Here is a 14,974-nt window from a genome sequence, read left to right as displayed (position 1 = left end):
ACCTCACCGGTGGAGGTCTAAAATGGCCGATTCTGACCGCTTCGAAACCACCGCACCGGCTGTCTGGGGGAACGTTCCTCAGCGCAACGCCACCTTCACGGGGCGATCGGACTTGCTCTACCGGTTGCGTTCACAACTCGTGGAGCAGAAGGACGCGGTGGTCCTGCACGCGTTGCAGGGATACGGCGGAGTCGGCAAGACGCACCTGGCGATCGAGTACATTTACCGGTTCTCCCATGATTACGAACTGATCTGGTGGGTTCCCGCGGACCAGACGCCGTTGCTGCGCGGTTCGCTGGCCGCGCTGGCCCCTCGTCTCGGCATTACCGATATTCCGGCGGGACGTCAGGAAGACGTGATCGACGCGGTGCGGGAAGCGCTGCGCCGGGGTATCCCGTACAAGCGCTGGCTGGTCGTGTTCGACAATGCCGACCAGCCGGAGGAGCTTCAGGACATGCTCCCGACGGCCAACGGGCACGTGCTGGTCACCTCGCGGAATCACCGGTGGAAGACCAGAGCCCTGGTGCTGGACGTGGATATCTTCATGCGCGACGAGAGCATGGAGTTCCTCCGGCGCCGGGTGTCCGGCATCACGGACTATGACGGAAATCGGCTGGCCGAGGAACTGGGCGACCTGCCGTTGGCGTTGGAGCAGGCCGGCGCGCTCATGGCCGAGACGGCGATGACCGTCGATACATACCTGGAACAGCTGAAGAACGCGGCCGGCAAGATTCTGGCGCAGGGCACCCCACTCGATTACCCGGTGCCCGTCCCGGCGGCCTGGAGCATTTCGCTTGAGCGGATCAACCGCCAGGAACCGTCCGCGATGGAGTTGCTCTATCGGATCGCCTATTTCGGCCCGGAGCCCATTCCGCTGGATCTGATCAACCTGGGCCGCCACGTGCTGGCGGAATCCGAACTTCGTAACACGATCAAAGACCCGTACCGGATGAGCAACGCCGTTCGTGAGCTGGGCCGTTACGCGCTGGCGCGGATCGACAACCTGCGGCGGACGCTCCAGATGCACCGGATCATTCAGGCGCTGATCAAGGAAGGGCTCTCGGAGAACGAGCGCAGAGTCGTCCGGCACGATGTCCACCTGTTGCTGGCCGCGGCGGATCCGGACCGGCCCGACGACGTCGACAGCTGGCCGGAGTACGACGACCTGCTTCCGCACATCAACCCCTCCCAGATCATCGAGTGTGCCGAGCCCGACGCCCGTCGCCTGGTCACGAACATGGCGCGGTACCTGCTGGTCAAAGGTGACCTGCGGGCGAGTGAGGAATGGATCGACCGGGCTCTGGCGGAATGGGAGCGGGAGAGCGCCGAGGACGATCTCCATCTGCTGATCATGCGGCGCTTGAAGGCGAATCTCCTCCTGAATCAGGGCCTGCACCAGCGAGCGCTGGAACTCAGCCAGCCCACGCTGGAGCATATGCAGCGCACCTTTGGCTTCGATCACGACGAGACACTGATCCTGACCAACAACCATGGCGGCATCCTGCGCTGGCTGGGCCAGTTCTCGGCCGCGCTCGAGGTCGACCGCGACGCGCTGGAACGGCACGAGCGCGTGTTCGGTCCCACCCACCCCAACACTCAGCGGGTGCTGAGCAACCTGGCGATCGACAACACACTCGCCACGAAGTACGAGGACGCGCTCCGTCTCGACCAGCGGAGTTACGAGATCCGCCGCGACCACTTCGGCAGTGACGCCCATTGGCGGGTCGCCTTCACGACCAATGCGCTGGCCCGCGATCTGCGGCTGCTGGGCCGGTACATGGAAGCGCGCGAACGCAGCGAGCGGCTGTCGGTCATCTACCAGGACATCGTGCGCCAGCGGATTCTCCCGCCGAACCATCTGGACGTGCTCAACCAGGCTCGTGAGCTGGCCATCGCGCGCCGGAAAGCCGGGGCCTTCGCGGAAGCGATCGACCTGGCCACGGATGTCTCCCATCGATACGGCGAGAGCTACCGCGCGGACTTCCCGGCCACGCTGGCCGCCGCGCTTACTCTGGCCAACTGCCAGCGCCTGGTGGGGGACCTCGACCGTTCCGCCGTTCTGGCGACCGAGACGACCGACCGGTACGCCAGGGTGCTCGGCCCGCTCCACCCGTTCACCCTCGGCGCGAGGCTGAACAACGCGCTGGCCCTGCGATTGCTGGGCAAGGGCGAAGACGCCGAGGAACTGCTCAGGAAGACCTACGCGGACTTCGTCGGAGCGCTGGGCGAACGGCACCACTACACGCTGACCTGCGCCACCAACCTGGCCAGCGTGCTGGCGGGATTCGGGGAGCACGAGGAGGCGTGCGCCATCGGCGAGCGGAGTTCGGCGGCGCTGCGCGAGGTGCTCGGTGAGGACCACCCGCACACGCTGGCGTGCTCGGCCAATCTGGCGCTCGACCTGGACGCGCTTGGGGAGGTCGAACGGGCCCGCGAACTCCGGGAAGACGTGATCAAGCGCTTCGGCCGCACGCTCGGGGAGAGCTATCCGGACGTGGTCGCGGTCGCCCGGCACGAGCGGCTCGACTTCGACTTCGAACCTCCGGCCGTCTGACCCCGTCAGCGCTGGTTCCGCCGGCGCCAGGCGCGGTAGTGGTCGTCGGAGGACGCGCGGGCGCGCTGCGCGGCGTCGGCCGGGATCGCGTCCCCGCGCCAGCGGTCGATGGTCGAGGCCATGCCGTTGACGAAGTCCAGGCCCGCGCCGGTGAGTCTGCCGCTGCCGCGGAGCGTCTCGATCGCGTCTCTGGTGTGCTGCCGCCAGCGGGCGAACTCGGTGTGGGCGCGCAGGGCCGCCTCGCCGTGGTCGACGAAGCGTTGCACCCGCCAGAAGGCCGCGACCGCCAGGTGCGCGTAGGCCCCTTGGAGATGGGAGATCGGGGGGCGGGGGTCGTCTCGCCAGGGGGCGTACAAGAGGACCGGCCGGTGTCTGTCCTCGCGCAGGGTCAGCGGGATGAGGTCGAGCAGCGCCCAGAGTTTGGCGTGCTGGACCTCGTGGGCGAGGAGGGCGGCGAGGATGCGGCTGTCGGTGGGGAGCGAGCCGGCGAACGAGCCGAAGGCGTGGCGTGAGGTAGAGCTGACCGTGCGTCCGCCGGGGCGGTGCAGGGGGACGAACGTGGTGACGCAGGCCGCGACCTCTTCCGCGTAGCCGGGATGGTGGTCGACCAGCAGAGCCCAGGCGGCGTTCAGGTGCTGCTGCCACTGCCGGACGGCCGCGGGCTGCTGCCGGCCGGTCGGCCAGCCCTCGGGGATCCGGTACGGATCGAGATCGTCCAGCAGCACGGCGAACGTGCGGGAGGCGTGCTCGGCGGACAGGCGGCGGGTCCCGGCCCACCCTTCGGCGTAGTGCTCCGGATCCCTCGGGATGGTCGCCACGCTTCCGGCGCCCAGGACCTGGCCGCCGTCCGGGCCGGTCCGTACGGTCACCCGCTGGGTGGACCGGTGGTGCGCGGTGGCCAGCCGGGCGGCGCCGAGGGACGGCAGCAGCACCCGGCCGCCGGAGGCGACCAGGTCCAGCGAGGCGGTCGCCCCGGCGATCACGGCGGCGGCCAGGGCCATGCTGGGCAGGTACGCGTACGCGAGCGGCCCGCCGCCGGTCTTGCGGGGGATGACCTTCATCATCCGGAGCGCCCACGTGCCGACCGGAGGGTGGCGGAGGATCCGCTCCACCGCGTGCGGGTGGTCTTCGTGCAGTCCGGCCAGCAGGTCGTAGGCGTGGGCGAGTTCCCAGGCGCGTTCGTGGCCGTGTTGTTCCGCCATGACCACGACGTTCCGTACCAGGAGCAGGTGTTTGCTGCGTTCGGCGCTGGCGAGGAAGCGGCCGGCCCGTTCGCCGCCTGCGCCGGTGGCGAGCGTGGCGAAGACGTCACCGGGGACGGTGTATCGGCGCATCAGTGTCCTGACTTCATGGGGAGATCATGAACAAGGCGAGCGCGGATGTGGCTGATCAGCCGGTATAGGTCGGGGCAGTAGACCGACGGGTTGCGGTGGCCGGTGCCGGGGCGGTATCGGTGCGGGTAGAGGCCGCCGCCGCAGACCTGCCCGAAGGTGCACGACTGGCATTGGCCGGACAGCCCGGACAGGCCCAGCTGCCTGGCGGCCACGCCGGGGTGGAACAGGGCGCGGTCGAATTCGTGGTCGACGACGTTGAGGCCGGTTTCGGCGGCGCCCTGGCCGACGACCTTGAGGAAATCGGACTGCTCGATCGTTCCGTCGGTTTCGACGACCACCAGGGTGGAGGGGGTCAGGCCGACGGCTTCGACGCCCGACCGGCCGCCGAACAGCAGGTGGATGATCTCCTCGAAGAGCCGGACGCGGGTGGGCGGGTCGCCTTCGTCGTACCAGCGGTCGAAGACGGCGATCAGCCAGTCGGCGTAGGGCGTGACGGCCGGGTCGGCGGTGCGGCCGGGGGGCGGGTCGGCCCAGGTTCCGTGCGGGAGGAGCAGGTCGATCATCGGCGGGGTGAAGGCGAGCAGGCTCTCGTACGTCTCGACCGGGTCGCCGACGAGGTCGACGGTGCACAGGATGCCGCCGTAGATCGGCCGGAATTCGGGCTCGCCCAGAAGGCGCAGCGCTCGGGCCACGGCGGCGTATGAGCCGCGTCCGGCGAGTGTTCTCCGGTGCCGGTCGTTGTCCCGGGCGCCGCCGTCGAGGCTTACCCCTATCCGTACGCCGAGGTTCAGGAACGTGCCGAGGAATGATCTGGTGAGCTGGATCCCATTGGTTTGCAGAATGAAATCGATATTCACATCGGGTTCGGCGGCGGCGCGAATCTCATGGACGAGATCGACCAGGTATTCGGGTCCGGCCAATAATGGTTCGCCGCCATGCAGGATCACGCGGACCGGGGAAATCGTATGGGCGCGGGCGTGTTCGGCGATGCGGCGCGCGGTCGCGGTGACGTGCCGGGGGGCCATGACCAGGGGGCGGTCGCGCCAGCTCTGGTCGGCGTGGGTGTACATATAGCAGTAGTCGCAGGCGAGGTTGCAGCGGCTATGGATCTTAAGGATGAACTGCCGGAACGGAACCGGCTGCCAGCCGTCGGCCAGAAGATCTTCGACTGTGAGCGTGGCAGGCCATTCGCGCTGCGGTTGACCAGCAATTTCGTCGCTCACGTTGGGACGCTCCCGACCGGCCAGACTTTTGCTGACAAAGGCATATTAACCGGAAATTGCGGGGGAGAGAACGCTCATGAATTCGTGATGCGTTTAAGGGATTCGCTAACCACTGGCCGCTTACAAGAGGCCGCGCTGCAGGGCCGTGGTGACGGCGGCCGTGCGGTCGGAGACGCCGAGTTTGCCGAAGACGCGGAGCAGGTGGGTCTTGACCGTGGTTTCGCTGATGAACAGTTCGCGGCCGATTTCCGCGTTGGTCAGGCCGCGGGCGACCAGGGAGAGCACCTGGGTCTCGCGGGGGGAGAGGGATTCTGCGACGGGCGCGCGGAGGCGGGTGACCAGCTTGGTGGCGACCGAGGGGGACAGGACGGTCTCGCCGCGGGCGGCCGCGGCGATGGCGCCCAGCAGGTCGGCGCGGGAGGTGTCCTTGAGCAGGTAGCCGGCGGCGCCGGCCTCGACGGCGCGGACGATGTCCTGGTCGCTCTCGTACGTGGTGAGCACGATGATCCGGGCCCGCGGGCGGTCGGCCAGGATGCGGGTGATGGCGCTGACGCCGTCGCCGCCGGGCATGCGCAGGTCCATCAGGGTCACGTCGGGCTTGAGTTCGCGGGAGCGCGCCACCGCCTCGTCCCCGGAACCGGCCTCGCCGGCCACCTCGATGCCGGGGTCCGCGTCGAGCATGCCGCGCAGGCCCTCCCGGACCACCGGGTGGTCGTCGACGATCATCACGCGGATCATAGGGTCGCCCGCACGGAGGTGCCGAGGCCGGGTGCGCTGGTCACGGTGAGCGTGCCGCCTTGCTGTTCGATCCGGGTGCGCATGCCGCGCAGGCCGTACCCGGTGGGGGTGGTGGGGTCGAAGCCGGTGCCGTCGTCTTCGACGGTGAGGGTCACGTCGGCGGCGCCGTACCGGATGGCGAGGCGGACGCAGTGGGCGGCGGCGTGTTTGCGGATGTTGGCGAGGGCCTCCTGGGCGGCGCGGAGGAGCACGACCTCGGTGCTGGGCGGGAGGGGGCGGGATTCGCCGTCGATGGCGCAGTTGACGGTGATGCCGCTCTCCTCGCCGAGGCGGGCGGAGAGGCGGCGGAGGGCGTCGTCGAGGGTGGAGCCGTCCAGGGGGGCGGGGCCGAGGGCGGCGACGAGCGCGCGGGCCTCGGCCAGGTTCTCCCGGGCGGTCTGGACGGCCAGGTGCAGGTGGCGGGCCGAGTCCGGCTGCGCCTGGGCGGCCTGGATGAGCATGATGATGCTGGTGAAGCCCTGGGCGAGGGTGTCGTGGATCTCTCCGGCCAGGCGTTCGCGTTCGGCCAGCGCGCCGCTCTCGGCCGACAGCCGGGCCACTTCGGCCCGGCTGGCCTCCAGCTCGGCGATCAGGTTGGCGCGCTCCTTGCTCTGGTGGATGATCCGGGAGATCCACGGCCCGAACACCAGGGCGAAGGTGATCGCGATCGCCGTGGTTCCGGCGAACAGCACCACCTCGCCGGCCTCCAGGTCCGTCCGGGTGAGCAGGCGGATCGCGGGGGCCAGGTTGAGCACCAGCACGGCCGCCACCGCGCGCCCGCCGCTGAGCAGCATGAACACCTGCGGGCAGAGGGCGAACAGGCCGAAGGTGGCGGAGGGCACCAGCAGGGAGGCGGGGACGAAGGCGGCCACCATCAGGGCCATGTACTTGACGCCGCGGTAGCTGTTGTTCTCGTCCTCGATGATGGCGGGGCGGCCGAACAGCAGGTATCCGGCCGCGCACAGCGTCATCAGCCCGACGGTGGCCGCCCTGGTCCCGGCGGGGTGGGAGTCGTCCAGGATCACGAAGACGGTGGAGACGGTCCAGGTCAGCGCGAACAGGGTCTCCCAGCCGCGGAAGGACTCCCAGGCGTTCGCCTCGGCCGGGATCTCCCTGCGTCCGCTGAAGGCGCGCGGGCTCATCCGTCCCGGCGGCCTTTCCATCTGAATGTCATCAGGCACAGCACCAAGCCTCCGATGAGCCAGGCTGCCAGAACCAGGGCAACCCTGCCTAGTTCGTACGAACCGGTCAACTCCAGCTGGGCGCCCTCCTCACCCAGGAACACCGAGCGCAGGCCCTGGCACATCCACTTCAGCGGGAACACCGAGGAGATGTTGATCAGCCACGGCGGCAGCTCGGTGAACGGGATGTAGACGCCGGAGATGAACTGGAGCACCACGAACGGCATCGAGATCACGGCGGCGGCGCTCTTGGCCGAGCGGGGCAGGCTGCTGGCGGCGATGCCGAGCAGCGCGGCCCCGGCCAGGCCGAGGACGAGCACCCAGGTCAGGGTGACCCACGCGGAGAACTCGGTGGGCAGGTCCAGACCGTACAGGAAGACGCCGATGGCCAGCAGGATGAGCACTTCCAGCAGCGCGATCACCAGCGAGCTGAGCATCTTGCCGACGAAGTAGGCGCTGCGCGGCATCGGCGTGCCGGCCAGCCGCTTGAGGGTGCCGTCCTCGCGGTCGATGGCGATGCCGATGCCGAGGTTCTGGAAGGCGGCGCCCATCACGCCCGCGCCGATCAGACCGGCCGTGTAGACCTGGGAGACGGTGATGCCGGTGCCCTTGAACTGGTCGGCGAAGATCGATCCGAACAGCACCAGCAGGATGATCGGGAACGAGAAGGTGAAGATCACGGCGTCCTTCTCGCGGAAGAACATCCGGGTCTCCAGACCGGCGCGGGAGAGTCCGAGGGCGATGGTGTCAGACACGGGGGGCCTCGATCAGGGTCAGGTAGATGTCTTCCAGGGTGGGCCGGGTGACCGCGAGGCCGGGGATCTCGCCGTCGAAGCGGGCGGCCAGTTCGAGCACCGTCTCGGTCGGGGTGTCGGTCTCGATGACGCCGTCGAGCCAGCTCACCCGCGCCTTCGCGGCGGCCCGGCCGCCCAGCGTGGCGGGGTCGCCCTCGGCCACGATGCGGCCCTGCGCGATCACGGCGACCCGGCCGGCCAGCGCTTCGGCCTCGTCCAGGTAGTGGGTGGTGAGGACGATCGTGGTGCCCTCGGCGGCCAGGCCCTTGATCAGGTCCCAGAACTGGCGGCGCGCCTCCGGGTCGAAGCCGGTCGTGGGCTCGTCCAGGAAGACCAGCTCCGGGTTGCCGATCACACCTAACGCGACGTCGACCCGGCGGCGCTGGCCGCCGGAGAGCTTCCTGATCCGGACGTCGGCCTTCTCGGTCAGCCCGACCTTGGCGATGACCTCGTCCGGGTCACCCGAGGCGGGGTAGTAGCCGGCGAAATGCCGGATCGTCTCGCGGACCGTCAGCTCGGCCGCGTCGTTGGCGGTCTGCAGGACGATGCCGAGCTTGGCCCGCCACTCGCGGGTCGCCTTCTGCGGGTCGACGCCGAGCACCCGGACCTCGCCGGAGTCGCGCTTCCGGTAGCCCTCGAGGATCTCGACCGTGGTCGACTTCCCGGCGCCGTTCGGCCCGAGGATGGCGAAGACCTCACCCTGCCTGATCTCCAGGTCGAGCCCGTCGATGGCGCGCACGTCGCCGTAGCGCTTGGTCAGCCCCCGGACATGAATCGCTGTTGTCATACCTCCAGCGTCCGGTCTGTACGGCTCGCGCGGCACCACCGCCCGACCGACCCGGCTGTCCTCCATCCGGAGGACACCACGTCACTGGGTGGTGGTGATCCCACCGTCCACGTACAGCACCTGACCGGTCATGTACGCGGCGGCCGGACTGGCCAGGAACACCGCGGGAGCGGCGATCTCGGCCGGCGTCCCCCAGCGTCCCATCGGCACCGACGCCGTCGTGGTGTCGGCCGGGTTCTCCCACAGCGTGCGGTTCAGATCGGTGGCCGTCCATCCGGGGCACAGGCAGTTCACCCGTACGCCCCTGGACGCCCACTCCAGCGCCAGGGACTTGGTCAGCGCCACCACGCCCGCCTTCGCGGCCGCGTACGGCGTCATGAACGGCGCGCCCTTGGCGGCGACCGAGGCGACGTTGATCAGCGTCCCGTCGCCGCGCCCGAGCAGGTGCCCGGCGACGGCGTGGCTGACCGCCATGGCGGAGTCCAGGTTGAGCCGGATCAGCTTGTCCCAGCCGGACAGCCGCAGGTCCTTGAACTCGACCAGGAAGTTGGATCCGCCGGCGTTGTTGACCACGATGTCGAGATGCCCGAGCGCGTCGATGCCGGCCTGCACGGCGGCCGGAATGGCGTCCCGATCCATCACGTCGCACGGAATGACCGCCGCCTGCCGGCCGAACGCCTCGACCTCCTTGGCGACCTCGGCGAGCGTCTCGGCGGACCGGGCGACGAGCGCCACGTCGGCCCCCGCCTGCGCGTACGCGAGCGCGATGGCCCGCCCGATTCCCCGCGACGCCCCGGTGACGAACGCCTTACGACCAGAAAGGGCAAATGCTGTGGACATCGCCCAGTTATACCTCTGCCGGCAGCGGGAGAGCCATCGGGTTCACCCGCCGGACGATCTCGGTGAGCACGATCCGCACGTACGGCTCGCCCACCCACAGGTGTTTCGCCCCGTCGACGCCGATCACCTCGGCCTGCGGGACCCGGGCGAAACGTTCGGCGGCCTCGGCCGGTCGCAGGTAGTCGTCGAACTCGGGGACCAGCGCGGTGAGCGGGCGGCCGAAGGTGGCCCAGGCGTCCAGGTCCTCGTCGGTGGCGCGCTTCAGCGGCGGCGAGAGCAGGATCGCGCCTTCGACGAGCGGGTCGCGGCCCCATTTGAGCGCCAGTTCGGTCCCGAACGACCACCCCAGCAACCACGGATGCGGCAAGTCATGAAATTCGGCATATTCCAGGGCGGCGGCGATGTCCAGGCGTTCGCCGTTCCCGTGGTCGAACGCGCCCTGCGAGGTGCCGCGCTCCGAAGTCGTGCCCCGGGTGTTGAACCGCAGCACGGCCAGATCGGCCAGCGCGGGCAGCCGGTAGGAGGCCTTGCGCAGGACATGGCTGTCCATCATGCCGCCGTGGGTGGGCAGCGGGTGCAGGCAGATCAGCGTGGCCACCGGGTCGTTCTCCGGCAGCGCCAGTTCCCCCACCAGGGTCAGGCCGTCGCCGGTGTCGAGTTCGATGTCCTCCCGTTTCGCCGGAAGCACCGTGGACGCCCTGATCTCCATGAATCCCTCTTTCAATACCTGCTGCGGCCGGGACCTCGTCTGATCCGGTTCCGCCAGCAGGCCGTGTGCCAGTGCCGGCGCTCACCCTCGCCGCCGGACCAGTTCGGCCAGCTGACCAGATGCGCCATTCCTACCCGGATCTCCTGATCGCAGCCCGGACACCGGTAGACTTTATCGGCCGCTCCGCCGACAATTCGCCGCACCTGCCACTCGCCGTCCGGCCACTCCTCGACCTCGCCGATGCCGAACCGCGCGACCGACTGGTCGAAGCCGGCATCCTGGTCCCGCCGTTTGGCCCGGCGCGGGCTCATCGCTCCTCCACGCCCTTGAGGGTATTCGCATTCGCCCGGTTTGGGATATCGGTGACCCCGGCCACGACCAGCCGCTCCAGCAGGGGCGCGGGCGCGAACGCGGGCTCCCGGTATTCCGCGTAGAGGGCCCGCAGCCCATCCCGTACGGTCTCCAGCCCGAACGCGTCGAGCATCTCGAAAGGACCCTGCGGATACCCGCAGCCGAGTTTCATCGCGGTGTCCACGTCCGCGAACGAGGCGTAGCCCGATTCGACCATCCGGAGCGCGTCGTTCAGGTACGGGAACAGCAGCGCCTCGACCACGAACCCGGCCCGATCCGCGCAGACCACCGGCGTCAGGGCCATCACCCGGGTCAGATCCCGGACGGCCGTCGCGATCTCCGGCGAGGTCAGCACGGTCACGGCCAGTTCGGCCACCTTGTCCCCGACCGGGTGCACGCCGACCACCCGCTCCGGACGCGGCAGCCCGACGGCGATCTCCACCACCGGCGCGGGCGCGATCGCGAGCACCACGTCGGCGTCGTCGTGTCCGTCGATGGTCTTGAAACCGGCCGCGTCGAGCCGCTCGCGCAGGTGCTCGGCACCGGTTCCGACGATCCCGATGGTGGTCACGGCGACCTTCGGCCCGGTCGCCGGGGGAGCGGTGGGCCTGGCCGTACGGGGATGGAAGCCGTGGCCGCATTTGCGGCCGTGCCTCCTGGCCGTGACCAGTTCGCGCAGGACGGGGGCGGGCGCGTGCCGGTGGTTCTTGGTCTCGTAGAAGAGCACTTCGCAGATCTCGTACGCGGTGTCCAGGCCGATCAGGTCGAGCAGCTGGAACGGCCCCATCGGCAGCCCCGCGCCCTCCCGCATCGCGACGTCGATGTCGTCCCGGGTGGCGATCCCGGCCTCCAGCATCCGGCACGCCTGGTTGAGGTAGCCGAGCAGCAGCCGGTTGGCCACGAACCCGGCCCGATCCCCGACCACGATCGGCGTCTTGCCGAGCCGACCGGCCAGCTCCGCGATCTCCCCGGCCAGCCCGTCCTCGGTCAGCACGGTGGTGACCACCTCGACCAGCTTCATGACGGGCGCGGGATTGAAGAAGTGCAGGCCGACGACCCGCGACGGCCGGGAGGTCATCGCCGCGATCGTGGTCACGGAGAGTGAGGAGGTGTTGGTGGCCAGCACCGCCGACGGCTTGCAGATCCGGTCCAGGTCGGCGAAGAGCGCCCGCTTCAGCTCCATCACCTCCGGCACCGCCTCGACCACGAGATCGACCTCGGCGAGCGAGCCCCGATCGGCACTGAGCGTGATCCGCCCGAGCAGCTCCGCCCGCTCGTCCGCCCCGAGCCGCCCCCGCTCGACCGCCCGCCCGGTGGACCGCTCAAGATGCGCCAGCCCACGCGCCACCGCGTTCTCGTCGACGTCCACCCCGACCACGCGCAGCCCCGCCCGGGCGAACACTTCCACGATCCCCGCGCCCATGATCCCCAGCCCGACAACCCCTACCGTCTCCACCGCGCGCCTCCTCGGTTACTACTCAGTAGTCTCCCAGAGTGTCCTGGTACGGCCAGCCGCGCGGGTAGGGTGGCGGGTCATGCGGCTGGTCATCGCGCGATGCAGCGTGGATTACGTGGGAAGACTGACGGCCCATCTCCCGATGGCGCCCCGGCTGATCCTCATGAAGGCGGACGGCTCGGTGTCGATCCATTGCGATGACCGCGCCTTCAAGCCCCTGAACTGGATGAACCCGCCCTGCAAGGTCCGCGAGGAAGAGGGCCAGTGGACGGTTACCCAGGGTAAGACCGGCGAGAAGCTGATCCTCACCATCGAGGAGATCCTGCACGACTCCAGCCATGAGCTGGGTGTCGACCCCGGCCTGCAGAAGGACGGCGTCGAAGCCCACCTTCAGGAGTTGCTGGCCGAGCACATCACCACCCTGGGGGCGGGCTGGACGCTGGTGCGCCGGGAGTACATGACGGCGATCGGGCCGGTCGACATCCTGTGCCGCGACCAGAGCGGTTCGACGGTGGCCGTCGAGATCAAGCGGCGTGGGGAGATCGACGGTGTCGAGCAGCTCACGCGCTATCTGGAGCTGCTCAATCGGGACCCGCTGCTGGCTCCGGTCCGCGGCATCTTCGCGGCTCAGGAGATCAAGCCGCAGGCCCGGGTGCTCGCCGCCGACCGCGGGATCGACTGTGTGACCCTCGACTACGCGGCCCTGCGCGGCATCGAGCCGGAGAATCCCACGCTGTTCTGATTGTCGGTGGCGTCGAGTAGGTTCCCGGTTCATGATCGGCCGCTGAGGCCGTAGCCATGAGCCGGGGAGGCTGAGGATCTTGGACGCGGACACAGCCGCGCGGACGATCACCAGGCGGTGCGCGCGCTCCTGGCCGGGCACCCGGAGTCCGGGCTGGCCGTGGCGGGGCTGCTCGCGTAGTCGAACCGCTGCCCGGACCTTAAAATGAACACCTATGCGCAGCAAGCGAGCGGAAGGGGCCGACCTACTGGCACTGCTACCCGCACTGACATGCTGATGCCGTGATGACATGTGCATGCGGAGCCGTCGGCGTCCCGGCGGCTCCGCATGCCGTGACCGGCACCGCTGGCTGAGGTCCTCGCGCGCGAGCGTCAACGTCCGTGCGGTGAGCGTCGAAACCGAACAGCGCAGACCGGGTCCTGTCGTGCAGTAGCTCGATGAAGTGGGCGGGTAGAGCGGCGGCGCTCAGCAGGACGCCCGAGACCGAGCCAGCGGTGGCGCTCTGCGAGTGGTTGTGGCGTTTCAGCGCACTATTTGGCATTTTGGGTAGTTTGTGGGTGTTGCGCTGGCTTGGTGGGCCGATTCGAGCTCGTTCCGGCCTGCGCCGAGCAAGAGGGAGTGCTGACGGCCATGCATCAGGACCCGAATGACAGGCCGGCCTTCGACGCCGCGTTGAACTGGGTGCGGCGCGCCGTCGACGCCGGTCAACTGCCGAGCGCGGTGCTCGGTGTCGCCACCTCTACCGGCCCGGTGCTCATCGAGGCGTTCGGCCGCCACGACGGCCGCTCCACCACCATCGACGACAACTTCGCCCTCTTCTCGCTCACCAAACCGATCGTCGGCCTGGCCACGCTCCGCCTCGTCGAACAGGGCCTGCTGTCGCTGCGTACACCCCTGCGCGACGTCGTCCCCGGCCTGAGCGCCGACATCACCCTGTGGCACCTGCTCACCCACACCAGCGGCATCGCCGAAGGCTCGCTCACCCCCGACGACGGCCTGCTCGCCGAACTGACCCGGGCCGGCACCGGCTTCGCCCCCGGCACCGCCATCGCCTACTCGAACCTGGCCTTCGTCGGCATCGCCGAAATCCTCAGATCGGTGACCGGCACCGACCTCGACACCGCCCTGGCCGCCCTGCCCGTCCCGTTCACCTTCGACCCGCACACACCCCCGGTCGAACTCCACGGCACCACCGAGGTCGGCCTCGACTACCCCGCCCTCGCCAAAGCCCGCCACCCCGCGGCCGGCCTCGTCGGCCAGGCCGAAGACCTCCTGAACTTGGGCTCCCTGCTCCTCCGCAAGGACCCCGCCCTGATCCACCCCACCACCCTGGCCGCCATGACCACCCCCCAGACCCTGGGCTTGCCCTTCGCCGTCCCCGACCCCACCCGCAGCCGCCGCGAGTACGGCCTGACCTGGTGCCTGCGCCCCACGGCCCCCGAACTCCTCGAACGCCGCGTGTACGGCCACACCGGCTGGTCAGGCAACCAATGGTGGATTTATCCGGACCTGGACGCCTGCCTCGTGCTCCTCACCAACATGATGGAACCCGAACGCCACGGCGTAGACGCCGACAACCTCCTCAACGCCTTCACGACTGCCCTGCCCGGGTCATAGTTTCGCGAGAAAAGCCGCCACCGCCTTGTTGAAGGCCACGGGTGTTTCTATCGCCGACAGATGACCGGAATTCGGCAGAATTTCGAGCTGAACATCAGGAGCCGCCTCCGCCATCGCCTCAGCATCCGCGACCGAGGTCAACTCATCCTCCTCGCCCACCAGAACCAGAGCGGGAACCTTCAGCCCCCGAAGGGTGTCGAACGAATCCGGCCGCCCCGCCATGGCCCGCAACGCCCAGGCGACCGCCCCGGGCGGCGCCGACTTGACCAGCCCGCGAACCCGCCCCACCACCATGGGCCTTCTGGCCAGCGTCGTCGCCCCCACCAGATTGGGAACCGTATCGGTGAGATCGCCCCCATCGAGCACCCGCTGCGCCGCCAACTCCCGATTGGCCGCAGCCTCCACGGAATCCGGCGCCGCCTTCGTATCCGCCAGCACGACCGCCTGCACCCGATCCGGATACCGCCGACAGAACGCCATGGTCACATACCCACCCATGGACTGCCCCCCGACCACCGCCCGCTCGACACCCTCCGCATCCAGCAGTTCCGCCACATCATCAGCCATCACATCCACAGACGGCTCGTCATCCCCCAGCCCCGACCCCCC

14 protein-coding genes are annotated in these 14,974 nt (G+C 69.3%); 3 read left to right on the top strand and 11 right to left on the bottom strand.

The features are described from left to right. Positions 1-22 precede the first annotated feature (22 nt). Positions 23-2,554, top strand: coding sequence for an FxSxx-COOH system tetratricopeptide repeat protein (fxsT, locus tag Acor_RS22605; protein WP_155338715.1), 2,532 nt, complete (start codon positions 23-25; stop codon positions 2,552-2,554). Between the two features lie 5 nt (positions 2,555-2,559). Here fxsT and Acor_RS22600 read toward each other — a convergent pair whose 3' ends face one another. The 10 genes from Acor_RS22600 to Acor_RS22555 all read right to left on the bottom strand — a co-directional run bounded on the left by Acor_RS22600 (position 2,560) and on the right by Acor_RS22555 (position 12,006). Then, positions 2,560-3,888 carry an HEXXH motif domain-containing protein gene (locus Acor_RS22600; protein WP_155338714.1) on the bottom strand — a complete coding sequence of 443 codons (1,329 nt, stop codon included), beginning with the start codon at positions 3,886-3,888 and terminating at the stop codon, positions 2,560-2,562. Continuing rightward, positions 3,888-5,111: an FxsB family cyclophane-forming radical SAM/SPASM peptide maturase gene (locus Acor_RS22595; protein ID WP_246238982.1), complete on the bottom strand. Its 1,224-nt coding sequence runs from the start codon at positions 5,109-5,111 to the stop codon at positions 3,888-3,890. The genes Acor_RS22600 and Acor_RS22595 overlap by 1 nt, the downstream gene beginning before the upstream one ends. 120 nt (positions 5,112-5,231) lie before the next feature. Further along, entirely contained in the window at positions 5,232-5,849 is a 618-nt protein-coding gene (locus Acor_RS22590; protein ID WP_155338713.1) for a response regulator, read from the bottom strand. After that, a complete protein-coding gene (locus Acor_RS22585; RefSeq protein ID WP_155338712.1) occupies positions 5,846-7,069 on the bottom strand; it encodes a sensor histidine kinase in 1,224 nt (407 codons plus the stop codon). The genes Acor_RS22590 and Acor_RS22585 overlap by 4 nt, the downstream gene beginning before the upstream one ends. Beyond that, on the bottom strand, positions 7,027-7,824 hold the full coding sequence (locus tag Acor_RS22580; protein ID WP_246238980.1) for an ABC transporter permease: 798 nt from the start codon (positions 7,822-7,824) through the stop codon (positions 7,027-7,029). The genes Acor_RS22585 and Acor_RS22580 overlap by 43 nt, the downstream gene beginning before the upstream one ends. After that, positions 7,817-8,650, bottom strand: a complete 834-nt coding sequence (locus tag Acor_RS22575) for an ABC transporter ATP-binding protein (RefSeq protein WP_155338711.1) — start codon at positions 8,648-8,650, stop codon at positions 7,817-7,819. Before Acor_RS22575 ends, Acor_RS22580 begins: the two co-directional genes overlap by 8 nt. Positions 8,651-8,731: 81 nt before the next feature. Next, on the bottom strand, positions 8,732-9,490 hold the full coding sequence (locus tag Acor_RS22570) for an SDR family NAD(P)-dependent oxidoreductase (RefSeq protein WP_155338710.1): 759 nt from the start codon (positions 9,488-9,490) through the stop codon (positions 8,732-8,734). A 7-nt stretch (positions 9,491-9,497) separates the two neighbouring features. Next, positions 9,498-10,199, bottom strand: coding sequence for an alpha/beta hydrolase (locus Acor_RS22565; RefSeq protein ID WP_155338709.1), 702 nt, complete (start codon positions 10,197-10,199; stop codon positions 9,498-9,500). A gap of 11 nt (positions 10,200-10,210) precedes the next feature. Beyond that, positions 10,211-10,510: an ATP/GTP-binding protein gene (locus Acor_RS22560; RefSeq protein WP_155338708.1), complete on the bottom strand. Its 300-nt coding sequence runs from the start codon at positions 10,508-10,510 to the stop codon at positions 10,211-10,213. After that, positions 10,507-12,006 (bottom strand): 3-hydroxyacyl-CoA dehydrogenase family protein, encoded by a 1,500-nt coding sequence (locus tag Acor_RS22555; RefSeq protein WP_246238979.1) that lies wholly within the window; start codon positions 12,004-12,006, stop codon positions 10,507-10,509. The genes Acor_RS22560 and Acor_RS22555 overlap by 4 nt, the downstream gene beginning before the upstream one ends. A gap of 79 nt (positions 12,007-12,085) precedes the next feature. Here Acor_RS22555 and nucS point away from each other — a divergent pair, with 79 nt between their 5' ends. Both nucS and Acor_RS22545 read left to right on the top strand, forming a co-directional pair. Beyond that, complete coding sequence (nucS, locus tag Acor_RS22550; RefSeq protein ID WP_155338707.1) at positions 12,086-12,748, top strand: endonuclease NucS; 663 nt, start codon at positions 12,086-12,088, stop codon at positions 12,746-12,748. 573 nt (positions 12,749-13,321) lie between these two features. Continuing rightward, positions 13,322-14,365: a serine hydrolase domain-containing protein gene (locus Acor_RS22545; protein WP_246238977.1), complete on the top strand. Its 1,044-nt coding sequence runs from the start codon at positions 13,322-13,324 to the stop codon at positions 14,363-14,365. Here the strand turns inward: Acor_RS22545 and Acor_RS22540 are convergent. Further along, a partial coding sequence (locus Acor_RS22540) for an alpha/beta fold hydrolase (protein WP_155338706.1) occupies positions 14,360-14,974 on the bottom strand: 615 nt, incomplete at its 5' end. The genes Acor_RS22545 and Acor_RS22540 overlap by 6 nt on opposite strands.

The sequence above is a fragment of the Acrocarpospora corrugata genome (genome assembly GCF_009687845.1).
GTDB lineage: Bacteria > Actinomycetota > Actinomycetes > Streptosporangiales > Streptosporangiaceae > Acrocarpospora > Acrocarpospora corrugata.
The sequence above is the reverse complement of the archived record's forward strand: the minus strand, read 5'-3'. Positions and strand labels throughout refer to the sequence as shown.